The organism is Leptothoe spongobia TAU-MAC 1115, assembly GCF_018739885.1.
Classification (GTDB): Bacteria; Cyanobacteriota; Cyanobacteriia; order Phormidesmidales; family Phormidesmidaceae; genus Leptothoe; species Leptothoe spongobia.
The window spans coordinates 56,745-81,399 of sequence record NZ_JADOES010000003.1 but is presented as its reverse complement, the minus strand read 5'-3'; the positions used below and the strand labels follow the sequence as shown (position 1 = coordinate 81,399).

At 49.1% G+C, this 24,655-nt stretch carries 24 protein-coding genes; 20 read left to right on the top strand and 4 right to left on the bottom strand.

All coding sequences use genetic code 11. The annotated features are described in order from the left end of the window. Positions 1-2: 2 nt before the first annotated feature. On the top strand, positions 3-1,202 hold the full coding sequence (mutY, locus tag IXB50_RS01910) for an A/G-specific adenine glycosylase (protein ID WP_326520703.1): 1,200 nt from the start codon (positions 3-5) through the stop codon (positions 1,200-1,202). Positions 1,203-1,723: 521 nt separating this feature from the next. Continuing rightward, positions 1,724-3,247 carry a D-alanyl-D-alanine carboxypeptidase/D-alanyl-D-alanine endopeptidase gene (gene dacB, locus IXB50_RS01905; RefSeq protein WP_215607248.1) on the top strand — a complete coding sequence of 508 codons (1,524 nt, stop codon included), beginning with the start codon at positions 1,724-1,726 and terminating at the stop codon, positions 3,245-3,247. 8 nt (positions 3,248-3,255) lie between these two features. On the opposite strand, the gene IXB50_RS01900 is transcribed toward dacB, so the two are convergent. Then, positions 3,256-3,519, bottom strand: coding sequence for a hypothetical protein (locus IXB50_RS01900; protein ID WP_215607247.1), 264 nt, complete (start codon positions 3,517-3,519; stop codon positions 3,256-3,258). 323 nt (positions 3,520-3,842) lie between these two features. On the opposite strand from IXB50_RS01900, the gene IXB50_RS01895 reads away from it, so the two are divergent. The 10 genes from IXB50_RS01895 (at position 3,843) to IXB50_RS01850 (ending at position 15,795) form a co-directional block, all read left to right on the top strand. Then, positions 3,843-4,337: a hypothetical protein gene (locus IXB50_RS01895; protein ID WP_215607246.1), complete on the top strand. Its 495-nt coding sequence runs from the start codon at positions 3,843-3,845 to the stop codon at positions 4,335-4,337. 144 nt (positions 4,338-4,481) lie between these two features. Beyond that, complete coding sequence (locus tag IXB50_RS01890) at positions 4,482-6,578, top strand: M3 family metallopeptidase (protein ID WP_215607245.1); 2,097 nt, start codon at positions 4,482-4,484, stop codon at positions 6,576-6,578. A gap of 145 nt (positions 6,579-6,723) precedes the next feature. Beyond that, entirely contained in the window at positions 6,724-8,121 is a 1,398-nt protein-coding gene (gene mgtE, locus IXB50_RS01885) for a magnesium transporter (protein WP_215607244.1), read from the top strand. 206 nt (positions 8,122-8,327) lie between these two features. Then, on the top strand, positions 8,328-9,131 hold the full coding sequence (locus IXB50_RS01880) for a DUF502 domain-containing protein (protein ID WP_215607243.1): 804 nt from the start codon (positions 8,328-8,330) through the stop codon (positions 9,129-9,131). Between the two features lie 80 nt (positions 9,132-9,211). Beyond that, positions 9,212-9,925, top strand: a complete 714-nt coding sequence (gene nusB, locus IXB50_RS01875; protein WP_215607242.1) for a transcription antitermination factor NusB — start codon at positions 9,212-9,214, stop codon at positions 9,923-9,925. Positions 9,926-10,122: 197 nt separating this feature from the next. After that, positions 10,123-11,712 carry a signal recognition particle-docking protein FtsY gene (gene ftsY / locus IXB50_RS01870; protein ID WP_215607241.1) on the top strand — a complete coding sequence of 530 codons (1,590 nt, stop codon included), beginning with the start codon at positions 10,123-10,125 and terminating at the stop codon, positions 11,710-11,712. A 79-nt stretch (positions 11,713-11,791) separates the two neighbouring features. Beyond that, on the top strand, positions 11,792-12,778 hold the full coding sequence (holA, locus tag IXB50_RS01865) for a DNA polymerase III subunit delta (RefSeq protein WP_215607240.1): 987 nt from the start codon (positions 11,792-11,794) through the stop codon (positions 12,776-12,778). A 63-nt stretch (positions 12,779-12,841) separates the two neighbouring features. Then, positions 12,842-13,318: a DUF4168 domain-containing protein gene (locus IXB50_RS01860; RefSeq protein ID WP_215607239.1), complete on the top strand. Its 477-nt coding sequence runs from the start codon at positions 12,842-12,844 to the stop codon at positions 13,316-13,318. A gap of 44 nt (positions 13,319-13,362) precedes the next feature. After that, complete coding sequence (gene obgE, locus IXB50_RS01855) at positions 13,363-14,436, top strand: GTPase ObgE (protein WP_215607238.1); 1,074 nt, start codon at positions 13,363-13,365, stop codon at positions 14,434-14,436. Between the two features lie 6 nt (positions 14,437-14,442). Beyond that, entirely contained in the window at positions 14,443-15,795 is a 1,353-nt protein-coding gene (locus tag IXB50_RS01850; protein ID WP_215607237.1) for a serine/threonine protein kinase, read from the top strand. Between the two features lie 18 nt (positions 15,796-15,813). Here the strand turns inward: IXB50_RS01850 and IXB50_RS01845 are convergent, their stop codons facing one another. The 3 genes from IXB50_RS01845 to IXB50_RS01835 are packed head-to-tail and all read right to left on the bottom strand — an operon-like array spanning position 15,814 to position 18,107. Further along, on the bottom strand, positions 15,814-17,154 hold the full coding sequence (locus IXB50_RS01845; RefSeq protein ID WP_407658780.1) for a hypothetical protein: 1,341 nt from the start codon (positions 17,152-17,154) through the stop codon (positions 15,814-15,816). Positions 17,155-17,157: 3 nt separating this feature from the next. After that, on the bottom strand, positions 17,158-17,571 hold the full coding sequence (locus tag IXB50_RS01840) for a VOC family protein (protein ID WP_215607235.1): 414 nt from the start codon (positions 17,569-17,571) through the stop codon (positions 17,158-17,160). Between the two features lie 26 nt (positions 17,572-17,597). Next, the gene (locus IXB50_RS01835; RefSeq protein ID WP_215607234.1) at positions 17,598-18,107 is read right to left on the bottom strand and encodes a TIGR02652 family protein; all 510 of its coding nucleotides are present in this window, start codon (positions 18,105-18,107) and stop codon (positions 17,598-17,600) included. 368 nt (positions 18,108-18,475) lie between these two features. On the opposite strand from IXB50_RS01835, the gene IXB50_RS01830 reads away from it, so the two are divergent. From IXB50_RS01830 to IXB50_RS01795, 8 genes are all read left to right on the top strand, one after another. Further along, the gene (locus tag IXB50_RS01830) at positions 18,476-19,021 is read left to right on the top strand and encodes a gamma carbonic anhydrase family protein (RefSeq protein ID WP_215607233.1); all 546 of its coding nucleotides are present in this window, start codon (positions 18,476-18,478) and stop codon (positions 19,019-19,021) included. A 159-nt stretch (positions 19,022-19,180) separates the two neighbouring features. Continuing rightward, positions 19,181-20,128: a serine hydrolase gene (locus IXB50_RS01825; RefSeq protein WP_215607232.1), complete on the top strand. Its 948-nt coding sequence runs from the start codon at positions 19,181-19,183 to the stop codon at positions 20,126-20,128. Positions 20,129-20,179: 51 nt separating this feature from the next. Further along, complete coding sequence (locus IXB50_RS01820) at positions 20,180-21,643, top strand: RecQ family ATP-dependent DNA helicase (RefSeq protein WP_215607231.1); 1,464 nt, start codon at positions 20,180-20,182, stop codon at positions 21,641-21,643. 51 nt (positions 21,644-21,694) lie between these two features. Further along, positions 21,695-21,943 carry a hypothetical protein gene (locus tag IXB50_RS01815; RefSeq protein WP_215607230.1) on the top strand — a complete coding sequence of 83 codons (249 nt, stop codon included), beginning with the start codon at positions 21,695-21,697 and terminating at the stop codon, positions 21,941-21,943. Then, a complete protein-coding gene (locus tag IXB50_RS01810; RefSeq protein WP_215607229.1) occupies positions 21,930-22,166 on the top strand; it encodes a hypothetical protein in 237 nt (78 codons plus the stop codon). Before IXB50_RS01815 ends, IXB50_RS01810 begins: the two co-directional genes overlap by 14 nt. 108 nt (positions 22,167-22,274) lie before the next feature. Next, positions 22,275-23,336, top strand: a complete 1,062-nt coding sequence (locus IXB50_RS01805) for an IS110 family RNA-guided transposase (RefSeq protein WP_215607228.1) — start codon at positions 22,275-22,277, stop codon at positions 23,334-23,336. Positions 23,337-23,807: 471 nt separating this feature from the next. After that, positions 23,808-24,071 carry a Uma2 family endonuclease gene (locus tag IXB50_RS01800; protein WP_326520702.1) on the top strand — a complete coding sequence of 88 codons (264 nt, stop codon included), beginning with the start codon at positions 23,808-23,810 and terminating at the stop codon, positions 24,069-24,071. Positions 24,072-24,409: 338 nt separating this feature from the next. After that, positions 24,410-24,628 carry a hypothetical protein gene (locus tag IXB50_RS01795; protein WP_215607227.1) on the top strand — a complete coding sequence of 73 codons (219 nt, stop codon included), beginning with the start codon at positions 24,410-24,412 and terminating at the stop codon, positions 24,626-24,628. The last annotated feature ends 27 nt before the right edge of the window (positions 24,629-24,655 follow it).

Sequence of the window (24,655 nt, the reverse complement as noted above, 5' to 3'; positions counted from 1 at the left end):
CTGTGGGCGAGGTAAAGAAAAAACGATATCGGGCGCGTGATAGCGCCGACGGCACATATGGCCCTAGGCAGATGTCTGTATCCCAGGCATCTGCTTTAGTCTTTGGTGAGGCTGTCAGCTTAGATGATGTGGCTCCAGTATTACGTCAGGCTTTATTAGCCTGGTATGGCGAGCAGGGGCGGGATTTGCCATGGCGGCGTAGTCGAGATCCCTATGCCATTTGGATTTCGGAAATTATGTTGCAGCAGACCCAGGTAAAGACGGTGCTGCCTTACTATCAGCGGTGGTTAGAAATATTTCCCACTGTGGAGCAATTGGCCAAGGCAGAACAGCAAAGCGTGCTCAAGGCTTGGGAGGGACTGGGCTACTATGCGAGGGCACGAAACTTGCATAAGACTGCCCAGCTGATTGTGGAGCAGCATGATGGCGTGTTTCCTACAGGGTTTGAGGATGCGATCGCACTCCCAGGCATTGGTCGTACTACTGCCGGAGGCATTCTCAGTGCCGCCTACAATCTCCCTCTAGCAATTCTCGATGGTAATGTAAAACGGGTGTTAGCCCGTCTGGTGGCCCTACCCAAGCCACCGGCCAAAGCCATGAACGAGTTATGGCAGTTGTCCGAACAAATTTTGGACCCGCAACAGCCCCGTGACTTTAACCAGGCAATCATGGATTTGGGGGCCACTTTGTGCACCCGTCATCGTCCATCGTGCCTCCTCTGTCCATGGCAGGACTACTGCACCGCCTACCGTCAAAATCTACAGTCTGAGTTACCCATGTCTGAAGCCAAAGCTCCGGTGCCTCACAAGCAAATTGGTGTCGCCGTCATCTATGACAATAGCGGTCGGATTCTCATCGACCGTCGTAAGCAAGAAGGCCTACTCGGTGGTCTGTGGGAATTCCCAGGGGGCAAAATCGAGCCCGATGAAACTGTTGAAGACTGTGTGAAACGAGAAATCAAAGAGGAACTCGGCATCGAGATTGTCGTAAATGATCGCCTAATTACTGTCAATCATGCCTATAGCCACTTTAAGGTGACACTGAATGTGTTTAATTGCACCCACATTAGTGGTGAACCCCAGACGATTGAATGCGATGAGGTGAAGTGGGTAACCCTGGATGAAATTGATAGCTATCCTTTTCCCAAGGCGAATGGTCAGATTATTGACGCCATTAAGGAAAGGGCCCTTTCCCAAAGCTAATGGTCAGAGTATTGACGCCATTAAGGAAAGGGCCCTTTCCCAAAGCTAATGGTCAGAGTATTGACGCCATTAAGGAAAGGGTAAATAAGGCACCTTAGGGGAACCCACCCCGTTGTCCCTCTCAAGAGGGGATAAAATCTCGGCGATGGTCTCAATCCCACCCTAAAATCATTCAAAAGTTGGGCAATGCTCAACCTACAAATGTTCTCATTAAAAATTCGAAATTCTCTATGTCAAGTCTTGACTACAGATGGTTGACCGTGACCACCCTGCTTTCTTTCTAAAAAAACCTAAAATCTCGATGCTGATCCCCGAGGGAGAAGAAAGAGCCCCAAAGATGCATCTCCAGGGCTCGGAATCAGGGTGCATCTACCAATCCAACATGCGTGATTTATTAGGTAATATCCGGAGTTGGGACTTGACTTCACTAAGACTTCAAACAATATTCGATGTCATCCGGGGGTTAGTAAATTTTCCAGCTACGCTCTAAAAGCGTGTTGCATTATTTACGTAGAGCTGCCATGGTATTCAAACTTGTCCAACATGCTGAACATCCTGTGGATAGGACATTTCAGATCCTGGAGAGGGTCCTCCGTACGCCCCTGAAGGGATTGTTAGGAATTGTCTGCGGTGCCAGTTTATGGGTATCTTCATCCCAGCCTGCTGTTGCCCAAGAATACTGTCGAGCGGATCTAGTGGAGCAGATTGATGCGATCTCAAATCGTCCCGATCTTACTCAAGCCCACATCGGCATCCTTGTAGAACAGCAAGGCTCAACTGCTGCAGAGCGCCATGTCATCGTAGAACGCAACACCGACAAATGGTTTGTACCTGCATCCACGCTCAAGCTTTTGACAACAGCAGCTGCATTACAACACCTGGGACCAGATTTTCAGATTAAAACGTCCGTATACGCCACCCAACAAGATAATAAAACTCACCTATATATCATGGGACGCGGCGATCCTACCTTTACAGATACCGACTTGGATAACCTGGTGCAACAAATTGTTCAGCAGGGTCTTCAACATATCGATTATCTGTGGGGCTATGATGGCTATTTCTCGGGTCGGGCAGTTCATCCTAATTGGGAATGGGAAGATGTATTGGCAGGCTATGGAGCCTCAGCCAATGGTCTCATTCTGAATGAAAACGCCATCGGGGTGACTCTATATCCTACTGAGCTTGGCCAGCCGCTACGGGTGGAGTGGCCAGAGCCCACTCAAGCTGCCCGATGGCAAGTAAACAACACATCCTTGACTGTAACGACCGGAGAACCAATCACAGCTGATGTTGGCCGTGACTGGAGTCAACCCATTCTGCATGTATTTGGTAATTTACCTATAGATGCTGGGCCAGATCCATTTGCCCTGGCAATTACACAACCTGGCATTCACTTTATAGAACAGTTTGAGACCCGTTTGAGTCAGGCTGGCATTACTGTTGTTGCAGATGGGCTAACCCCAAGCTGGCCCAGTTTACAATTAACAGAAATTGCCACGATTACCTCACCCGCTCTATCTGAATGGTTACCTATAATTAATCAAGACAGCAACAATCTTTATGCAGAAGCTTTACTTAAATCCCTTGGCCGCTCTACTGGCAATCCAAATGATGCAATCCAGGCAGGGACAGAAGTTGTTCAAGAGACTTTGAGTGATGTTGGGATAGCTGCTAATAGCTATCAAATGGTAGATGGGTCAGGGCTGTCGCGTCATAATCTTGTTACCCCTCGCACTCTAGTCGATACCCTACAGAGCATGGCTTACAATAGCCACGGCAATCTCTATCGTCGTTCTCTGACAACAGCAGGAGAAGATGGTGGTTTAAATTATCGTTATCGTAACGCCCCAATTCAAGTAAAGCTGCAGGCCAAAACTGGCTATGTTAGCAACAACGAATCTTTAGCTGGATATCTGCAGCCCTCCAATCATCCACCCTTGGTATTTAGCATTTTCTTGAATAATGCTGCTCTCTCAGCAACTGACATGCGAAAAATTATCGATGAAATTGTTGTAAATCTTGCTCAACTGAACGATTGTTGAATGATTGATTAGTCAGAGGCCGATGTTGTTGCATCGATTCTTGCTTCCAAGACTGAGACTCGTTCTTGTAGTTCAATAATCAAAATTGCCAAGGTATCGAACTGCTGATCAAAGGATGGCTCTTCAGGGCGAGGGGATGTACTCTGCGGAGCCGTTCTACTGTTGCTAGCTCGGGGTAACTGAGACTGGAGTCGGGTGACCTGAGATTGGAGCGATCGCACCTGCGACTCTAAGCGATTAATCCGAGGATCAACCAAAGACGACGATGCCATCACTGGCTTCCAGCATAAGCTTAGGAACAATGCTGTGGCGAGGCAGAACCAAATTAAATACTTGACAAAGAATTTCATGGTTAACAAGCAAAATGCTTAAACACATTCTAGCCATGCTTTTGAATTTTGTATTAACCATGAAATCGCTCTCTAACAAGAGAATTGTAATCACGACACTATATTGGTGGTGACGTAACACTTGGTAGGGTCTGGTTTATCAAATGCTGTTCTCAAGCGAGACGTTCTGAAATGCAATTAACAAGGAATAATAGAACCTATCGGGATTTGCCCTGATTTGGAGCCTACTTACCATAAATGTCCCTATGAGATACCTTGTTGCTGTTTTTTGCGATCGCACCAACGCCGAAGAAGCCTATGCCAGGCTAGAGTCCAGCAACTTTTCCATGGACGATGTCGCCATTCTGGGCCAGGGGTACAAGACGACTGACGAATTTGGCCTACAAAACCCCAAAGAAGCTGCTTGGACTCAAGTCAAGCGCATGGCCCTATGGCTAGTACCCTTTGGATTTGGTGGTGGTTTTGTGTTTGACACTATCACCGGTCTCAATACCTTTGAATGGACGGGGAGAGTGGGCAATCAGCTGCTAGGGGGTCTTTTGGGAGCAGGCTCTGGCTTGATGGGTAGTTTCTTTATTGGTGGCGGTCCGCCGCTGCTATTTAACAATAATGAGACACCGTATCGAGATCGCATCGAAGCGGGTGAGTATCTCGTCGTCGTCAACGGTGGTGAAAGCGTCATTACTCAAGCCGCTCGAGTATTACAGGCCCTGGAACCAGAAGTGCTTGAAGCTGGATAAATCAGTTCATAGCAAAGGCCTTTGGCAATAACTCATGTGGTGAACTTTGGACGCGAAGCTATAATGAGCTAAGTCGGAATGATTCCGGGAAAGTGGTTTTCCTAAAAATTCTGTCACATTCATTTCTTAACCCACAAGACCTCTATGACTACGGCAACTACCAGTGCTCCCGCCGCGACCAATCCCTTCTTGCTAGGCCATGGCCTACCGCCTTTTGATCAGTTTCAACCTGATCAGGTTGAGCCAGCAGTTACTCAGTTACTTTCCGACCTGACCACGGCTTTAGAAGCCTTGGAAAAAAGCATGACTCCTACCTGGAATGGTCTGGCAGCTCCCCTGACTAAAATTAGCGAACGGCTAGGTTGGACCTGGGGAGTCTTGGGTCACCTCATGGGCGTTAAAAATAGTTCGGAGCTGCGTACGGCCTACGAAGCAGTACAACCTTCCTTGGTCCAATTTGCCAATCGTCTCAGCCAGAGCAAAGCTTTCTATCAAGGTTTTAAAGAATTGTCAAAGGACACAATCCTGAGCCCGGCCCAGCGACGCATCGTAGATGCAGCTATCCGTGATGCTGAGCTATCCGGTGTTGGGCTAGAAGGTGATGTTAAAGAAAAATTTAATCAGATTCAGCAACAGCTAGCAGAGCTATCTACACAGTTTTCCAACCATGTCCTGGATGCCACAAAAGCCTTTAGCCTGACCCTAACCTCCCAGGACGATATTGTGGGCTTACCCCCCAGTCTGCTCAGTCTTGCTGCCCAAGCGGCCCGTGATGCTGATGAAGACAACGCAACGGCAGAATCAGGCCCATGGCGCATCACCCTGGATATCCCCAGCTACGGCCCCTTTCTCAAGCATAGCCGTCGTCGTGACCTCCGGGAAAAGCTTTACCGCGCCTACGTTAGTCGGGCTGCGTCTGGTGATCTTAACAACTCACCTCTGATCGATAAAACCCTAACCCTAAGAAAGCAGCAGGCTCAGCTGCTAGGTTTTGATACCTATGCTGACCTCAGTATTGCTCGCAAGATGGCACCTTCTGTGGCTGCGGTCGAAACCCTGATGGAAGAGCTGCGCATTGCCAGCTATGATGCAGCGGTGAAAGAACTCGATGACCTGAAAGCCTTTGCCCAACGTCAAAATGCTGCTGAGGCGAATGATCTTAAGCAGTGGGACATTCCTTTCTGGGCAGAGCGGATGCGGGAAATAGAGTTTGACCTTAATGATGAAGAACTTAGACCCTATTTCCCATTGCCTCAAGTTCTCAACGGTTTATTTGAGCTGGCTAGTCGTCTGTTTGGGGTCACCATTACTGCCGCTGATGGCCAGGCACCTGTCTGGCATCAGGACGTGCGTTACTTTGCGATCGCAGATGCCAGCGGTAACCCCGTGGCTTACTTCTATTTGGATCCCTTCAGTCGTCCTGCCGAAAAGCGAGGCGGGGCTTGGATGGATGAATGCATTGTTCGCTCCCACACAGATCCCAATCAGCCCGCACGATTGCCGGTTGCCTATCTAGTCTGCAATCAGTCACCTCCCATTGATGATCAGCCCAGCCTGATGACCTTTCGAGAAGTGGAAACCCTCTTCCATGAGTTTGGCCATGGATTACAGCACATGCTAACTCGGGTGGACTATCCAGGGGCAGCAGGGATTAACAACGTGGAGTGGGATGCCGTTGAGCTGCCCAGTCAATTTATGGAGAACTGGTGCTACGACCGCAGCACCTTATTTAAAATGGCAAGACACTACGAAACCGGTGCTCCGTTGCCTGAAGATGACTATCAAAAGCTCCTGGCCGCTCGCAACTTTATGACAGGCAATGCGATTTTGCGTCAGGTCAATTTTGGCTGGCTCGATATTGAATTGCACGCCCGATATCAGCCTGATGGTTCTGAAAGCATTTGGGATGTGAGGGATCGGCTGGCTCAAAAGACCACTCTTCTACCCCCATTAGCAGAGGATGCGTTTCTCTGTAGCTTTGGTCATATTTTTGCCGGTGGCTACGCGGCAGGCTATTACAGCTACTTCTGGGCCGAGGTACTCAGCGCCGATGCCTTTGCCGCCTTTGAAGAAGCTGGCATCGATAATGAAGCCGCTGTCCAAGCAACTGGTCAGCGCTTCCGTGACACCGTACTTGCCCTTGGGGGTAGCCGTCATCCTATGGAGGTATTTCAATCCTTCCGAGGTCGTCAACCCACTACCGATGCTTTGTTACGGCATCGTGGGTTGACGGTAGCGTAATTAGCTCTGATGCTCTTTTCCAGGGCTGTATGTAATAGGTTCACTCAGCCCTGGAAAAGATCTTGTCACGAAATTTGCAGGATTTTTTTCATTTGGGAGCCATTCCACCACTAGACTATAGGCAACTGGATCGGGCACACATTCCTTGACGGACATTGAACAGGCTACTAGCGCTGCATCATTCTCGCGCAGGGAACTGCGCGAACTTGTGCGATCTCAACTTCAAGCACTACTAGAGCAAGATAATTACCAGGGGGCCAAAGTACTGCTTGTACCGGTCCAACCTGCCGACATTGCAGAAGCAATTGAGGGGCTGCCTGAGGCAATGCAGGCGATTGCCTTTCGGCTCTTATCTAAAAGTGAAGCCATCGAGGTTTACGAAAATCTTGACACGAGCATTCAACAATCCCTGGTTGAAGACTTTAAGCGTCAAGACGTGATTGACATTGTCGATAAAATGTCGCCCGACGACCGCGCTCGTCTTTTTGATGAACTTCCCGCCAAGGTAGTACGCCAATTGCTGCAACAGCTCAGCGCTCAAGAACGCGAGGCCACAGCCCTGCTGCTGGGGTATGAAGCGGGCACGGCTGGCCGAGCCATGACCCCTGAGTACATCGCCCTCAAAGAGGATTGGACGGTGGAGCGGGCTCTCAAACATATTCGTAAATTGGCCAGCGTTAGTGAAACTGTTTACTACCTCTACGTCACCGATAGCGCCCGTCGTCTTACAGGCATCCTATCTCTACGCATCTTGGTGATCGGGCAGCCAGATCAGACCATTGGAGAACTGATGACTCGTGATGTGGTTTCCGTACAAACGGGGCTTGATCAGGAGGAAGTTGCCCGTTTGATCCAGCGTTACGACTTTTTAGCTGTTCCTGTAGTTGATACTGAGGAACGGCTGGTCGGTATTATCACTGTAGACGATGTTCTCGATATTCTCGAAGAAGAAACCACCAAAGATATCTATGCCCTGGGAGGTGTTCAATCCGGTGGCGATGACTACTTCCAGACCAATTTGCTAACCGTGGCGCGTAAGCGGGTGGTGTGGCTTTCCGTACTACTGGTTGCCAATACCTTTACCGCCGCCGTTATCAAAAGCCAAGAAAGCCTAATCCAGCAAGTGGCTGTGCTCGCCTCTTTTATCCCATTGCTGATTGGCACCGGGGGGAATGTGGGTGCACAATCCTCGACAGTCGTTATTCGGGGATTAAATACGGACGAACTCAAGTTGCGAGAGGCCTTCCAGGTGATTCGACGAGAGGCAATTGCCGGGGCATTTTTGGGCTTAATGCTAGGTATGGTGGTGACTGGTGTGGCTTATCTAGCCCCTGAGATCAGTCCTGGGGTGGCAATTTCTGTTGGTTGTAGCCTGGTGGCCATTTCCATCTTGGCCTCTAGTGCTGGAGCAGCGTTGCCACTTCTTTTCCAGGGGCTAGGATTTGATCCGGCTCTAATGTCGGCCCCCTTTATCACCACTGTTGTGGATGTTTTCGGAGTGCTGATTTACCTAAACTTAGCCCGTAAGGTTCTTCACATTTAAGGCTTAGCCCCCAATATCCAGCAAGAACTACGCCAACCGAACCAAACCGCCCTTAGACCGATCCCGGTCATGTGTCCTAAATAATTTAGGATATAAATAGTGATGTGTGACACAGCACTGCACAATAGTTTTCTGAATCAAGCACTATCCAAATGCCTATTTAATTCAGACATCCACTGCTACGACCGTAATCGAGACGTCAGCCCGTGCTTAAAAACTTCCAGCAAGGTTTAAAGAATGACCTAATTGCAGGTCTTCTGGTGGTTATTCCGCTCGCCACAACTATTTGGCTAACCATTACCGTTGCCAGCTGGGTTATTCGTGCTCTGACCAGTTTTCCTAAGCAATTAAATCCTTTTGTCGATTTGCATCCTGCCCTGGTCGCGCTTTTTAATTTGGGTGTCGGTTTTTCAGTGCCCCTTTTAGCTATTTTGCTAATCGGCCTCATGGCTAGGAATATTGCTGGACGCTGGCTATTGGACTTTGGGGAGCGCCTTTTACAATCTATTCCGCTGGCTGGATCCGTCTACAAGACACTCAAGCAACTCCTGGAGACTGTCTTTCAAGACACCAAAAGTCAGTTTAGCCGCGTTGTTTTGGTGGAATATCCCCGTCGCGGTATCTGGGCCATTGCTTTTGTCACTAGCTCAGTCACATCGATGAATCCTGACTCATCGATGTTGAGTGTGTTTGTCCCCACCACACCTAATCCCACCAGCGGTTGGTATGCAGTCGTACCGGAGACTGACGTTGTCAATCTGACTATCTCCATCGAAGAAGCATTCAAAGTACTTTTATCAGGTGGGATTGTGGGTCCAAATTTGGCTGAAGCCTTGGTGGCCAAAGAGGATTCAGAACCGCCACAACTGCCACCTGGGGAAACTCAGGCAGTATCCTCAGACTTATCTACTGCTCAGCCGTCGTCATCACCCAATGCTGAGTCTTCTGAAACTAGGGCCGAGTCTCCTGAAACTAGGGTTGAACTCGTCAATATTGATCAGCCAGGATAGGTCTGAATCATGACAAACCTCAAGCAGTGCCCTCACACTGGCTGATAAGATATCTGAGCTAGATCACCACTCCCATCACTATGCAGTCCCGTCGCATTGCTCGTGAATTGGCGCTCCTGGGTATGAGCCAACTGACCGACGACCCCAAGCGCCAGAAAAAAAACTCAGTTCCATCTGTTGAAACACTACTGACTGAGGCTATCCGTACTCTAACCACCGAGGTCAAAGAAACCTTAGAAGCGGCATCAGCAGAACTTGTGCGTGGTAATCGTTATTTGCTCGACAGCGAAACTCGCTCTGGCAATCTTAGCGACGCTCAAGCTACTGTCAAAGAAGCGATCGCGCAGGTCCAAACTGCAATTAATCGTCTGGGAGCCGCAACGGAACTGCCGGAATTTGTACAGCTAGCAGGCCGAAAGGACGTGCAGGACTATGCTCAAAGGATCATTACCCAGCTGATTGACCATCGTGATGCCATCGATGAGCAACTGGACAGTGCCATGGTGGGGTGGAATCTAAAACGTCTTGCCCGCGTCGATCGCGATATTTTGAGGGTTGCTGTCACCGAAATTTTGTACCTGGCTATCGATAAACGCATTGCTATCGACGAAGCTATAGAAATAGCCAAACGATACAGTGATGAAGATGGCTATCGATTTATCAATGGCGTTATGCGTCGTGTCACCGATCAACTAGACCAAAAGAAACTGAATGCTCGCTCTACTCCTCTCAAGATCGCTCAGCCAGCTACGGACAATACCCCTAAAAATACATTGCCTGATGACACCCTCTAAAGGTTGTTCTCAGCAGTAAAATTCCCATTGCTGATGGATGAGTATGCATTGCTGCACTGCAATCAGTCCAGACTTTGCCAATGTAGCTCTAATGAGACTCAGCAACGCCTTAAAATTTAATCTGTGACACACTTGCCCTCATTTTTCCTTTGTGTTGGGCAGTGATCATTCTTCTCGATCTCCTTCGCTTCGCTGCTATGTCTTCATTTAACTGGTTTCGCCGTGGCTATGATGATTCTGATGATGAGTCTACCAAAGCAGATGAAACATCTTCAGAGTCTACTTCGGAAGACGGGAGCACAGAAGAATCGGATGCTCCTGCTAGTGCCGAAGATTATTTAGCCTGGGCTAAGGCTGCCTATCAAAACATTCAAGAGCAGCAAACAGAAACGGAAACTTCCACTGCAGAACCCGAACCCGAACCTGAACCTGAACCCGAACCCGAACCCGAATCATCCGGCCCTACTGAAGAAGCTGCAGCGCACGAGGTAATAGCAGTTGCTGAGATTGCAGAATCGACAACGCCTGAAGTTATAGCAACAGAAGAAACCGTAGGCCCTACAGCCGATAGTGCCATCACTGAAGCTGCCCAGACCTCAATCGATGAGTCGTCTCTAGACACATCGAAGGACTCTGTGGCCGCTCCATTTTGGGCAAAAGCAGCCGAAGCAGAACGGGAGGCACGCTTAGCTAAGCTCAAAGAAACCGCCATTGTAGAACCTGAGCCGGAACCTGAAATGGAGCAGGAGGCAGAACCAGAACTGGTGATGCCAGATATTGACTTGGACGAGGCGTTTATATGGTCAGCGGAAGTCTTAGCATCTCAAGGGCGACGCCCCGATGATATTTCTCTCGAAGAAATTACCTGGCTCAATCAACTACGTCAGGGGCTAGGTAAAACTCGGCGAAGCCTGGTTAATCAACTCAAAGCCGTTGTCGGGCAAGGCCCACTGAACGAAGATGCTATCTATGAAATTGAGGCGTTATTACTACAGGCAGATGTAGGTGTAGAAGCCACTGACAAGATTATCGAAGCCTTACAGGCAAAAATGCGAGAGGCCACCTTGCCACCGGAGGCCGCAATTCGCTATTTGAAGACTATCTTGCGACAGATGCTGGATAGCCCCCTTGATGGGGACCATAACCTACTCTTTGTGCCTGAAAGCGAAAGGCTTAATATTTGGCTCATGGTGGGCGTCAATGGCGCTGGTAAAACCACTACCATTGGTAAACTTACCCATATTGCTAAAAAGTCTGGCTATACCTGTTTGATTGCTGCTGCTGATACTTTCCGAGCTGCTGCTGTAGAACAGGTCAAAGTTTGGGGTGCTCGCAGTGGTGTGGAAGTCATTTCCAACCCTGGCCAAAATACAGACCCTGCTTCGGTTGTATTTGATGCCATTGCAGCGGCCCAGGCTCGGAATACAGAACTCTTGCTTGTGGACACTGCAGGCCGTCTGCAAAATAAGAAAAACTTGATGGATGAGCTATCAAAAGTACGGCGCATCATCGATAAGAAAGCACCGGGTGCTAACGTTGAGGCCTTATTGGTCTTGGATTCGACGCTGGGGCAGAATGGTGTCCGTCAGGCCCAGGTATTTTCCCAAGCGGCAAATCTCAGCGGGGTGGTGCTGACGAAACTAGATGGCACAGCTAAGGGAGGGGTGGCTCTTGCGGTAGTACAGCAGCTGGGACTACCGATTCGGTTTATTGGTGCCGGGGAAGGGATTGAAGATCTACGGCCATTTTCCAGCTACGAGTTTGTTGAAGCATTATTAAGCGGTTAGGTTGGGTTGAAGAATGAAGTTGCGGGTTGGGTTGCGTAAGGCTCAACCCAACCTGCGGGAATTGATCATTTGAAGGTAAATGCCGGTTTATTTTTTTTGGGGTGCTGATGAGTTTCGGATGAAAAAGGCGGTGCGGGCGCTGTGCGATCGCAACCTCAACCCTGATTGGGCCAGCTTCAACTACGAAAAAATTCCCCCCGAACAATCAGACGCCATCATCCAGGGCTTAAACCAAGCCATGACCCCACCCTTTGGCATGGGTAAACGGGTAGTGTGGCTAGTGGATACCCCCCTCTGCCAACGTTGCTCTGCCGATTTACTAACCGAGCTAGAACGCACCCTGCCCAATATTCCCGATAGTTCGATCCTGCTTCTGACCAGCAGCAATAAGCCTGATGGCCGCCTCAAGTCCACCAAGGTCCTCAAAAAACATGCTGACATTCGTGAATTTGACACTATCCCCCCCTGGAAGACCGACCAGATTGAGCACCAGGTCTACCAAGTCGCCAAAGATGTCGGTCTCCAGCTCACCCCCCAGGCGGCGGCTCTTCTGGGCGAAGTCATCGGGGCCGACACTCGACGCCTCTACAACGAACTCGAAAAACTTAAAACTTACTGGACAAAACCGAACCAAGCCCTGCCCCCTAACGCCATCACCGATCTGGTCGCCACCAGCACCCAGAGCAGCCTCCAGCTAGCCGCTGCCCTACGTCAGGGCAACACCGACCGCGCTCTAACACTGATGACAGACCTGCTGGAGCGCAATGAACCAGCCCTCCGCATAGTCGCTACACTAGTGGGGCAATTTCGTACCTGGCTATGGGTCAAACTCATGACCGAGTCTGGTGAACGCGACACTCGCATCATTGCCCAAGCCGCCGATGTCGGTAATCCCAAACGTATTTATTTCTTGCAAAAGGAAATACGTAACGTTTCATTGCCTCAATTGCAAAACGCCCTGCAGTTATTGCTATCCCTGGACTATTCCCTTAAACGAGGTGCGCCAGAGACAGTGACATTACACACCAAAGTCATTGAGTTGGCCCATTGCTTTAAGCCTGTCTAAGGCTCTAGCATGCAATATCGCTATTTTCTCATTAGAATTGGTCAGTTCTTGCTAGGTATTGCCATGATGCTCCCCCGTCGCTCTAGTAATGCAATCCCTCATCCCAGTCGCTGGGTCGTTAGAGCCAGTCTTGGTCTTGTCGGTAGCACCCTTGCCTGGTGGTCCCTCTCCACACTTTGGCACAGCGGATATGCCCAAACCTTTACGGCCCAAGAAATTAGCAATTACGCCGCTGCGATTGTGGCGATGGAGGATATTCGCAGAGCCGCCTATGGTGAGATCAGTGATCTGATGACCATCGCCAACGAGGATGTTACCCGCTATGACTTACGATGTCTCAGTGCTGACGCTTTAAAAACATTACCTCGTACGATACGATCTCAAGTCCGTCGAGAGCTGATTGATTATTGCAATGATGCACAAAAGATTGTGCAAGATGCTGGCCTCACGGTCCAGTTGTTTAACTCCATCACTGTTAACCATCGAGAAAATGCAGAGTTGGTGAACCAGATACAATTGGAGATAGCCAGGATACGTTAGGTTTATCCCTCCTCCAACCATTCCATCAATTACCCATCCCTCCTATGCAATTCATTGACCAAGCAGAAGTTGACGTCTACGGGGGGAATGGTGGAGATGGTCTAGTTGCCTTTCGTCGAGAGAAGTATGTACCTGCAGGGGGACCCTCTGGAGGCAGGGGGGGGAACGGTGGGTCCGTCATTCTCAAAGCGGTAACCAATTTACAAACCCTGTTGGACTTTCGCTATGCCCACCGTTTTCAAGCCGAACATGGTGAGCGAGGGGGGCCAAAGAATATGACTGGGGCAACGGGGAAGGATTTGGTGGTAGAAGTTCCCTGTGGCACCATGATCTATGATGCTGAAACCGGTGAGTTACTGGGGGATTTGGTGACCGAGGATCAAACCCTGTGCGTGGCGGCAGGGGGGAAAGGTGGTTTGGGCAATGCTGCTTTTTTGAGTAATCGCAACCGGGCACCGGAAACTAGCTTGCCGGGTGAAGAAGGTGAAGAGGGTCGGATTCGTCTAGAGCTGAAGCTGTTGGCAGAGGTGGGCATTATTGGCCTACCCAATGCGGGTAAATCCACCCTGATTTCTGCCCTATCTGCTGCTAAACCTAAGGTTGCAGACTATCCATTCACGACACTAGTGCCAAACCTTGGCGTCGTGAGAAAGCCTACGGGGGATGGCGCAGTCTTTGCTGACATTCCAGGACTGATCGAAGGGGCTCATGCCGGAGCAGGTTTAGGACATGATTTCTTACGCCACATTGAGCGAACACGGGTGCTGCTGCACGTCATTGACATTACCACTCTCGATCCCATTGAGCATTACCATACGATTCAGCAGGAGCTGATTGCCTATGGGCATGGTTTGGCAGATCGACCTCAATTATTAGCACTGAATAAGGTGGACGCTGTTCCTGAGGATGAACTGGAGGTTGTCATAGAGGAACTAATGGCACGTAGTGGATGCGATCGCATCTTTGGTATTTCTGCTGTCAGTCGTCAGGGGTTGGACGAACTGCTCCATGTAATCTGGGACCTGCTTGAAGAAACTGCCCCCGAGGATACCATTGTTGAGCCCAAGCCCTTTCCAAAACTGGTGCCCCCAGAAATGGCTCCCACCCAATGGACTTAGAGGGGCATGCACGACGCTCAGCTGATAAATTCTGTCATCAACCATCGGTACCAAATTGTTGCCGTTCTTGGGCAGGGTGGTAGCAGTATTACCTATGAGGCAGAAGATCAGATTACTGGTCACCACGTAGCAATCAAGGAGCTATCCCTACAGGGTTTGAGCGATTGGAAAAAGCTAGACCTGTTTGAACGAGAGGCCCAGGTATTAGCCAGTTTAGACCATCCAGCAATTCCCAAATATATTGATTACTTTCAAGTCGATACCCACAATAATCGCTACTTTTACATTGTCCAAGAACTAGCTCAAGGATATTCTTTGGCAGACTTAGTCGCTACAGGCGAACGGTTTTCCGAAACAGAAACTCGGCGGATCGCCATGGAAATTTTGCAGATACTGGAGTATCTCCATCGCCTGAATCCACCTATTATCCATCGGGATATCAAACCCCAAAATATTATCCGTGGACCTGATAGTCGGATTTTTCTAGTAGACTTTGGTGCAGTCCAGACCGTGTACCGCCATACCATCGCCTTTGGTAGTACCGTCGTTGGTACGTTTGGCTATATGGCTCCCGAACAGTTTCGCGGCAAAGCCTATCCAACCACAGACCTCTATGGCCTTGGTGCCACCTTGCTAAATCTACTCACTCACCAAAACCCAGCCGATTTGCCACAAAAACGACTCCGGCTAGATTTTCGTGCAGCCGTCACTGTTACCGAAGAATTCTCCCTATGGCTGGAAGGGTTAGTCGATCCTCTGGTCGAAGAACGATTTGATTCTGCTAGTACAGCGCTATTGGCATTGACTCAGCCGCAGCGAACAGCGGTGCATGCGATCACCCAACAACCTGCAGGTAGCCAGATTCAACTTCACTACAGTCGTCGTCACCTATTGCTCAAAATCCCGGCCACAGGGTTACAAAAGGCTGCGAATAGGGGACATCTCACCTTAGCGATCGCATGGAATAGTATCGCTTGGTTTATTGGTCTATCGGTTTTGCCTTTTTTCCCGTTGGCAGCCGCTGTTGTCTTTTTTATCCCATTCTGGGCTGTTGGTATTGGTATTGCATGGAGAACCCTCTGGACAGTTTTTGAACAGATTAGTTTGGAGATTGAACAAAATTGTTTTACCCTCAAACGACGACTGCTATTTTGGCAAAATGTGCAGCAAGGTAGCGTTGATGATCTAGAAAGAGTTGTTTTAGAAACCATCTTTTTGAGAAACGATTTCCCAGTGAAAACCATTGCCCTGAGGGAAGGTGTATATAGCCACCAGTTTGGCATATCGCTATCACTATCAGAAAAAGAATGGGTTCAGGAAAAGCTAGATAGCTTTCTCCAAGCCCAGAAACAAACCTGACTATCTAAAATTTATCTACTAACGTAGTTTCCAATCCTGCCCCTGCTGAGTCAAAACCTGTTGCAGATGATCAATCGTGATAGCCTCATCACCGGCGAGAGTTTTTGTCATCTGGCCAATCTCGAGGATCTGATTATAGGAGAGTGGTAGGCTCTCAGCTAATGCTGTCCAACGCACTTTCCCCATGCCCTTGACGCTCTCGGGAAAGGATTGTTGCCAAAGCTGCAAACGTAAGTCCGCATCCGGCATGGGTATATCCAAGACTGTTACTTGCTGTCGCCAATGGTGGCGTACCAGGTGACGATGGCGCACTGAGAACAGGATATGGGCTGATGAAGTGGTTAGCCAGTGCTGGAGAGGGGCTCGCTCTACGGTTGAATTTCGGCCTAGCCAGTGGTGGGCGGATTTGACTAGAACCATTGCATAGTTAGCCTTGGTAAGTTCGCTCAGGCAGTTGGACCAGGCTTGGGGTGATACCTGATCTAGATCGAGAATGTGTAGGGGGTGTTGGAGATGGGTGGACAGTGCGATCGCAACCCGCTCTTTACCGACTCCTTTTTCCCCCACCAACAGCAATCGCGACTGAGCCTGAGCCGTCACCCCTTGCAATTGCTGCTTGAGTTCATTAGCCAATATCAATTGTGACCACATCATTCGCTGTCGGCAGCGATGCGAAAACCGATCAGCCATCAAAAACTGCATAGGCCAAACAGGATCTGGATTTTCTGCTAGCAAGTACTCAACCCATTCAGATGCCAGCTGCAACTGACTACCCAATAACGTCGGTGCACTATCGGCACGATGTAAAATCTGCCTTTTTAATAATGACTTTGGTCCAGACAACCGTACGCGGGCCTGTCGCCGTTCAGCCTCATTGCGACACAGCACCCGAAGCGCCAGATCTAAGGTTGGTAGAGACCCTGTTGCACAGTGTGTCCCCGTCTGTAAATAGTGGTATAGCTTGCCATAGCGCATCTGCACCTCAGGAGCCAGGGTCATCAGCACCAGTTTCTTTTCAAATAAGCTGAGACCCAAGACCATCTGCATCGTAGGTAGCCCCAGCGAAACCTTACTGGCTCGGCTTAACAAGATTCGCTTATCTAACGTTTTTTGATAGCCCAGGGATGGCCCCTCGCTTGTTTTCTTCGGTGCAACATCATCATAGGCACGATTTTTAATCGCTATTAGGCCCTGCCACCAATCACTCGTCGCCTGATCAGCCGAAGTTTTGGCCACCCGAGTGACCGACTTTAGGTTTTTGCGTTGCTGAGATACAGACACCAGCAACAGCCTTTCCAGCCAGCTCAGTTCTGTCTCCAGATACGCCCAATTATTTGCAAACGGAATCCCAGAACCCATTAATTATTTTAAGCGACGCAGAAACTCAAGCGGTAACCCATCAGCATCAGCAATAAAAGCCACCTCATACACACTAGACCCAATCATCTGTTGCCGAGGTTCCAATAGTATGTTGAGAGCGATATTTTGCGAAACCGCATTCTGCCGGAGTTGCTCAAGCCAGACTGGTAAACTGTCAGCCATCTGCGTCAGGTCAAACGACAGATGATAGTACCCAGTGTAATGTTCATCACTAAAGGCATCCGCTGCGGGCTGTGGCTCCGGTACCTGCATTAACTCAATCCGGCCATCTAGCCCTTCCATCCAGCAAGCTAGAGTAATCCCAGCCGTAAACCGCTCTACCACCTCAAACCCTAACAGCTCATAAAAAGCCATCGCCCGATGAATATCCGCCGTTCGAATCGACGCATGGTGCATAGTTGTCCTATCGCTAAACCTGCGATCTACTCAAAGAACTTCAAATACCGATAGTTATTAGGCACACCGGGCTCTTTTTCTAAATCAAAATTGATCACTTCCCACTGGGGTACCTCTTTGGAAGAAGGGCTAAATGCAACCGGTAACCCGTAAAGTCTAGGTGTGCCTGTATCCACCTGACCACGCCAGGGCGCACTATACTCCAGATATGATTTCACCAGGGGCCGATATCGCTCTGCAATAATTACCCGTGTGGCCCGATACCCCTCGGTATAGAGACGATCAAGCGCTTCATGGATCTCAAATCGAATGCCGTCAGGATGGGTGTGCTGACGGTACCATTCCCCCTCCCACTGACGCCAGTGACGCCCCGACTGCACATGCACCAGATCCTGGGTGTCGAGACTCACCTCAAACGCACCATGACGTGTACAGAGATAGCTATCAGTGAGTGTAAGTGCCGGAATCGTCTGCCGACAGTGGGGGCATTTTATCTCTGGCCCATAAAACGGATACTGAGAAGCAGAATTTATCATGCGGGTTTATTAAAACGTTGACGCTCAAACTGCATCGGCCTGTCTCAACCACCCCTATGTTGAGCCCATGAAAAACCATCGCTGCGGGAGCATAATACAGCACCGCGCCAACGAGGCCAATTAGGCTTGCGCTCGCCTTATTATAACGGGAGGTAAAATTAGGGCACTTTTACCTCTACGTATATTATTCCAGAGAGTTCTACCCCTGCCGATGTCAACCCTAGTAATCTCACTAAAATGTCAAGATATTTACTGATTTAGGGATATTCACGCCCATTTTGCTACCTATTAGCCAGCATCAAACAGATGTAGCTATGCCAACACTCCAGCCAGTAATTACAGTACTTTAATGATTTTTAGGTAACACTGTGTCAGACCTTACCCCTGTTTTGACTGTACCGGGAGGCTTTTGGCCTGCACCAAACCTTGCCCAAGCGGCCTTTATCGCCCCCAATGCGACGGTCATCGGTAATGTGCAAGTCGATGAAGGAGCTAGTATTTGGTACGGTGCCGTCGCCCGTGGTGATGTAGAAGTGATTCGTATCGGTGCCCATAGCAATGTGCAAGATGGTGCCATCCTCCATGGTGACCCTAATGTGCCTACGGTGCTTGAAGACTACGTCACGATTGGTCACCGCGCCGTCATCCACAGCGCCCACATTGAGCGCGGTTGTCTCATTGGCATCGGTGCCATTATTCTCAATGGCGTCCGTGTCGGAGCAGGCAGTATGGTCGGAGCGGGAGCCGTCGTCAACAAAGACGTCCCCCCCGGCTCTCTAGTCGTCGGTGTCCCTGGCAAGATTTTTCGCCCCCTCTCCACCGAAGAAATTGACGACCTGCTCGAACATGCAAAAAAGTATGAACAGCTAGCTCTAACCCATGCAGGCAAAGGCACTAGCTTAGGATTTGAGTAACTAACGCAACTCCAACACTGCCCGGTAGCTGAGCGAAGTCGTATAGCTCTCCGGGCATGGGCAAGCCTAACGCAAAGCGTTTCCAACGGAAATAGCTAAGACCTAACCAGCGTCCCCTGCGACTTCGTTCAGGGTGCGCTCACTATATTTCTCCCACCTATGACCGCTAAATTTTTCCAAACCGACGATGCCCTCCAGAAAAAGCTCACCCAGGTCCTTGACCTCACCTGGGCTCGCTTTCCCACCCTGGCGCAAAACCAGATTGCCGTTACCTGGCTAGCGTATGAACAGCCCTACATCGTTAATACAGGGGGAGCTTTGAGTACCGATGATTTCTGGAAACAGCAGCCAAAAGGAGCCAGCTATCGCGGTGTAGAACGCATCTATCCAGCCAGTGTGATCAAGCTCTTTTACCTGGTCGCCATCTATGAATGGATAGAGCGGGGTATGACCCAGACCAGTCCAGAACTAGAGCGGGCTATCCGAGACATGATTGTCGACTCTAGCAATGATGCCACTGGCTATGTCATGGATGTGCTCACGGGGACGACTAGCGGTCCTGAGTTGCCCGCTGGCCCCTTTGAAACCTGGAAGCAGCAGCGGAATATAGTCAATCGCTATCTACAAAGCCTGCAGTGGCCGGAACTGGCCACTGTAAATGCCAACCAAAAAACCTGGTGCGATGGCCCCTATGGTCGCGAGCGCGCCTATCTCGGAGAGGGCTATGAAAACCGCAATATGCTAACCACTGAGGCTTCAGCCCGTTTGCTCCATAGCATTGTCGGTGGTGTGGCTGTAAATGCGGCTCGCTCCCAAACTATGATGCGGTTTATGACCAGAGACCTGGAGCCTAAAGTATTAGCGGCTGATCCAGAAAATCAAGTGACGGGCTTTTTGGGAGCTGGTGTGCCGATGGAGACCCAGGTATGGTCAAAGGCCGGTCTGACTAGCAAGGTACGCCATGATGCAGCTTACATTGAGGCGGATGGGGCACATCCTTATTTACTGATTGTGTTTACTGAGGGCCCTGACCATAGTAATAACGAAGATATTCTGCCATTTGTATCAGCACAGATTTTGGCAGCAATGCATGAGATAGGGACTTAACGTACTGGCCTTTGGCAGAGGGAATCCTAGGTGCAAATCTTAGGGTGCATAATGATTTCCACAATGCCATGGCAGCAGGTAGAGGCTCGCTTTAAACAAATCTGGGGTTACGACAGCTTTCGCCCACCGCAGGACGATGTGATTCGGACATTGCTGTCAAAACAAGATGCTCTGATCGTGATGCCGACTGGTGGGGGGAAATCCATCTGTTTCCAGTTACCAGCTCTGTTGCAAAAAGGACTCACGCTAGTGATCTCTCCGCTAGTGGCACTCATGGAAGATCAGGTACAAGAACTAAAGCAGCGACAGTTGGCAGCAGAGAGAATTCACAGTGCGCTGGCCTCTTATGAGAAAAAGAAGATTCTGCAACAGATTCAGCACAACAAGTTAAGGCTTTTATATCTCTCGCCGGAGACTCTTCTGAGTAGAAAAGTTTGGGACACTCTTTGTCAGCCTCAAGTAATGATCAACGGTCTGATTTTGGATGAAGCTCATTGTCTTGTCCAGTGGGGAGATACGTTTCGGCCTACCTATCGACGCTTGGGGGCTGTGAGGCCAACGTTGCTAGAGCACAAACCTACGGGCACTCAACTACCGATTGCTGCGTTTACGGCGACGGCTAATCCGGTGGCTCAGAAAACTATCTGCGATGTGTTGCGGTTACAACAACCTCAAGAGGTGAAGCTAAGTCCCTATCGGGATAATCTACATCTAGCTGTAAACGTGGTATGGACACCGCGTGGTCGGAGAAGAGCGATGCTGAACTTTGTGAAGTCACATCCTGGGCAGGCGGGATTGATTTATGTGCGTACACGACGGACGGCAGAGGACTTGACGCACTGGTTAAAACCTAAGGGATTTTCAGTGGCGGCATATCATGCTGGGCTAGCAAGTACAGAACGGCGGCGGATTGAGACTGAGTGGTTAGAGGGGCGTTGTCAATTTGTGGTGTGTACAAGTGCGTTTGGGATGGGGATCAATCATCCGACGGTGAGATGGGTATGCCATTATCACGCGCCGAGTACGTTGAGTGAATATGTGCAGGAGATTGGGCGTGGGGGACGGGATGGAAAACCGGCAGATGCACTGACGCTGGTGAGTGAGCCGACGGGGTGGCTAGATTCGGATGATAAGCAGCGTTGGAAGTTTTTTGCGGAGAGTGAGCGGAAGCTGCAGCGGGAGGCGAAGCGGTTGGTGAAGTCGCAGCCTGCGGCTGGCAATATTGATGAGGTGTTGAAGCGAGATGGGAAAGCGGCTACGGCGTTAGCGTTATTGCACAGTCAGGGCCGACTGATTTGGCAGGATCCGTTTCACTATCAGTTACAGGTGGGGCAGGCAGAGAAGTCTGGTGAGACTTTCGATAATGTAAAAGAAATAAAGCAGTATCTCTTTAGTCGAAAGTGCCGTTGGCAAAAGCTTTTAGTCCAGTTTGGCTGTGAAGTAGAAGCAAAAGGCATGCAATGCGGTCACTGCGATAATTGTCGGTGCTCCTCAATTTTTAAGGATCGAGAATAGTTGATATAGCCTAATCGTCTACACTTAAGTGATAACTGGTAGGACCTTGAAATGACCTCTCTTCAAGACGAGCAACAAGTACCTAATTCACAAACCAATGCGCTGAAAGCTATTGCTTACAGTCTAGATGCTTTAATCCCTGGACTGTATGTCTGGGTAGGTCCTATCAAACTGCGGATTGGCGGAAGTCAACCGGAAGAAAATTATTCAGGCACAATTCACAGCAGTATTGGTATAGCCCTAATCCTTCCAGGTTATCGAATCTATAGCACCTATCAGGACAGCTATGACCCTCGATAAACATAAGTTGGATGGTATTGATCAAATCACTAAAAAGACACTGCCAGTCGAACAATTTGAGAAACTTCTCACTGATGCTGGTTATCAGCGCTTAGGCAGCGCACCTGCTAAGGGTAAACGCATCAAAATATGGTGGCGACATGATAAGTATCGGCGTGTTGAATCAATTTATAGCCCTGATGAAACAATTGCCATTACGGCCTATCATGTTGAACAATCATAAGCAGCTCCCTCAACCGTAGGGTGTCCCTATGATGAAAAAGGAAGTGCGGTGAGCTAAACAACCCGTAAGCTTGAATTACACAAAAATCATCAAGCGAGGACGACTTGCATGAACCCCACCACACAACTCCAATCATATACCGGTCAATCAGTTTATGTCGGTATAGATGTTCATAAACGGACCTATGCCGTTGTGACTCGAGTTAATCAAAGGGAGGAGAAGCGATGGACCACAGTAGCCGAGCCTAAGAAATTGGGGCAACAACTTCATAAGTTTTTTCCAGGAGCAGAGATTTATAGTGCCTATGAAGCAGGATTTTCAGGATTTGGATTACATCGAGAGTTAATGAGCCAGGGAATAACCAATATTGTTGTTCACGCTGCTGCGATAGAAGTAGCCGCCAACAATCGGGTAAAAACAGATAAACGAGATGCTCGTAAGATAGCAGAACAACTAGAAGCAGGTCGATTGAGAGGGATACGAATTCCGACGGAGTCCCAAGAATCGGCTCGATTGCTCAGTCGCACGCGAAGTCAACTGGTCTATCAGCGCACCCAAACCCAAAACTGTATTCGAATGAAAGCGCATCAGTTTGGTCTGATTAGTGCGGACGACCGTCGTCGGATGAGCCATAAGTTGGTGAAAGACTTGTTGGAGGAGAGTCATAGTGAGGCGTTTTGTTGTACCGTAATGAGTCATCATCAGGTCTGGAAGACATTGGATGAGGAGATTAAGCAGTTAGAAGCTCAATTAAAGGAACAAGCGGCAAGTGACCCCTATGAGGAGACATATCGTTCAGTACCGGGAGTTGGGTTTATTAGTGCTCGAATCCTGGCCAATGAATTAGGAGATTTATCTCAATTTGCCAACGAGCGTCAGTTGTTCAGTTACATTGGACTGACACCTGCAGAGTATTCCAGTGGAGAGAATACGCGACGAGGGAGTATCACCAAACAGGGCAATCGACAAGTGCGTAGTATTTTGATAGAGGTAGCGTGGCGAGCGATTCGTGAGGATGGCTCGTTAAGCGCCTACTACGAACAGCTCAAGGGACGTCGAGGGAGTAAACGAGTGATTGTGGCAGTGGTTCGCAAATTAATTGGACGCATACGAGCCGCATTTCGCGATCAAGTTTTATACCAGATTGAGGAGGTTGAGGCAGTGGCCTGAGAACGTTGGTAGAGTGAAGTGTTCTCTGAGGAGGACTACTCTCTTTGACTCATCATCAGCGTTGCGGGTGAACTAGACGACTATTTTCTCGGCTGTGACCGCGTAGTTTACGCAGGTTCGCGTTTTAATGACGACAACGTTAGGGTGTCGGCGGCGCAGCTCCTCATGACAGCGAATAAGGAATAGGTGGCATTGTTACGACAATGACTACGAATGACTGGTTGTTGCACGGGTACCCCATTAATACGTGAATGAAGAGTCTATGTTTGAGAACACTGATTATGCGTTAGCATATCGTAAATTGTGATGTCTCGTAGGACTCACAAAAGTTTGTTTCGCCTTTACTTGACTTTTTCCATGACTGCGTTGCAACGCACCATCTACAGCCGTTAACCAGAGTTTTTATCCCTGAGTGATAAAGTAAGTTCCTCCAGTATTATAAGGCCGTCGATAATTTGGCATCCTGATGAAGTGTTATCCAGGTCTATCCAAGACTATGACCATGGCGATAAATTCAATGCCTATCGAACAATCGCCACATTTCAAGAATATGTACTAATCAACCAATACAAACAACAGGTCGAACACTATGTGAAAACAGCTGAGAAGCTCTGGTCTTTTCGGGAATATGACACTAGCGATCAGCAGTTGTTGTTGGAAAATGCCCCTTTTGAAATCTCTTTTGCTGATCTCTATGATGAAGTCGATTTCACTTTAGCAAGCTCTGAGAACTAATGTGAGCACCATATGGCAAGGAATTGATGCGTTACGCTACCGCTAACACATCCTACAAATAATTATGACCACCTACTTCATAGGAACTCCATCTGTTTTCAATCGTAAAACAGCATTCAACTTCTACCCAGGATCATCACCCTGTCTATCCATATATCAGCCAACTTTGTTAAGAGAAACTACGATAACCGAATCATTTCCCTATGACTGGGCACGCTGAGGTTCCAGTCGTGGGGCCTTGTTTTTAATACTCGGTTTAAGTGTCCTGAAAATAGCAGCAGAGAAAACGCCTCAACCGTAGGGCAGACTATAAAAAGGAAAATTGGGAGATTTAACCAATGTCCATAACAACTCAGCAAAGCCTAACAACGATGTTCAAGACTGTTATCAAGGAGTATAGTCCCACTGATATCTTGATCGCTCTGGATGCAGCCGTGAAAAATCGTTCTGAGTATACAAAGGTGGCGAATAGTATCTGCGATGTGCTGATGGATTTGGATAGTCCCAAGGCTCAAAAGTGGCGCGATCGCATCCTCCTACGAGACAACACATTCTAACCATACCAAGACTCCTAAACTCGACTC

What these genes read in the sequence shown, in the direction of transcription:
- dacB (WP_215607248.1), top strand. Translation starts at nt 1,724, where the DNA reads ATGGTATTCAAACTTGTCCAACATGCTGAACATCCTGTGGATAGGACA.
- IXB50_RS01900 (WP_215607247.1), bottom strand. Translation starts at nt 3,519, where the DNA reads ATGGCATCGTCGTCTTTGGTTGATCCTCGGATTAATCGCTTAGAGTCG.
- IXB50_RS01895 (WP_215607246.1), top strand. Translation starts at nt 3,843, where the DNA reads ATGAGATACCTTGTTGCTGTTTTTTGCGATCGCACCAACGCCGAAGAA.
- IXB50_RS01890 (WP_215607245.1), top strand. Translation starts at nt 4,482, where the DNA reads ATGACTACGGCAACTACCAGTGCTCCCGCCGCGACCAATCCCTTCTTG.
- nusB (WP_215607242.1), top strand. Translation starts at nt 9,212, where the DNA reads ATGCAGTCCCGTCGCATTGCTCGTGAATTGGCGCTCCTGGGTATGAGC.
- ftsY (WP_215607241.1), top strand. Translation starts at nt 10,123, where the DNA reads ATGTCTTCATTTAACTGGTTTCGCCGTGGCTATGATGATTCTGATGAT.
- holA (WP_215607240.1), top strand. Translation starts at nt 11,792, where the DNA reads ATGCCGGTTTATTTTTTTTGGGGTGCTGATGAGTTTCGGATGAAAAAG.
- IXB50_RS01860 (WP_215607239.1), top strand. Translation starts at nt 12,842, where the DNA reads ATGATGCTCCCCCGTCGCTCTAGTAATGCAATCCCTCATCCCAGTCGC.
- obgE (WP_215607238.1), top strand. Translation starts at nt 13,363, where the DNA reads ATGCAATTCATTGACCAAGCAGAAGTTGACGTCTACGGGGGGAATGGT.
- IXB50_RS01850 (WP_215607237.1), top strand. Translation starts at nt 14,443, where the DNA reads ATGCACGACGCTCAGCTGATAAATTCTGTCATCAACCATCGGTACCAA.
- IXB50_RS01845 (WP_407658780.1), bottom strand. Translation starts at nt 17,154, where the DNA reads ATGGGTTCTGGGATTCCGTTTGCAAATAATTGGGCGTATCTGGAGACA.
- IXB50_RS01840 (WP_215607235.1), bottom strand. Translation starts at nt 17,571, where the DNA reads ATGCACCATGCGTCGATTCGAACGGCGGATATTCATCGGGCGATGGCT.
- IXB50_RS01835 (WP_215607234.1), bottom strand. Translation starts at nt 18,107, where the DNA reads ATGATAAATTCTGCTTCTCAGTATCCGTTTTATGGGCCAGAGATAAAA.
- IXB50_RS01825 (WP_215607232.1), top strand. Translation starts at nt 19,181, where the DNA reads ATGACCGCTAAATTTTTCCAAACCGACGATGCCCTCCAGAAAAAGCTC.
- IXB50_RS01820 (WP_215607231.1), top strand. Translation starts at nt 20,180, where the DNA reads ATGATTTCCACAATGCCATGGCAGCAGGTAGAGGCTCGCTTTAAACAA.
- IXB50_RS01815 (WP_215607230.1), top strand. Translation starts at nt 21,695, where the DNA reads ATGACCTCTCTTCAAGACGAGCAACAAGTACCTAATTCACAAACCAAT.
- IXB50_RS01810 (WP_215607229.1), top strand. Translation starts at nt 21,930, where the DNA reads ATGACCCTCGATAAACATAAGTTGGATGGTATTGATCAAATCACTAAA.
- IXB50_RS01805 (WP_215607228.1), top strand. Translation starts at nt 22,275, where the DNA reads ATGAACCCCACCACACAACTCCAATCATATACCGGTCAATCAGTTTAT.
- IXB50_RS01795 (WP_215607227.1), top strand. Translation starts at nt 24,410, where the DNA reads ATGTCCATAACAACTCAGCAAAGCCTAACAACGATGTTCAAGACTGTT.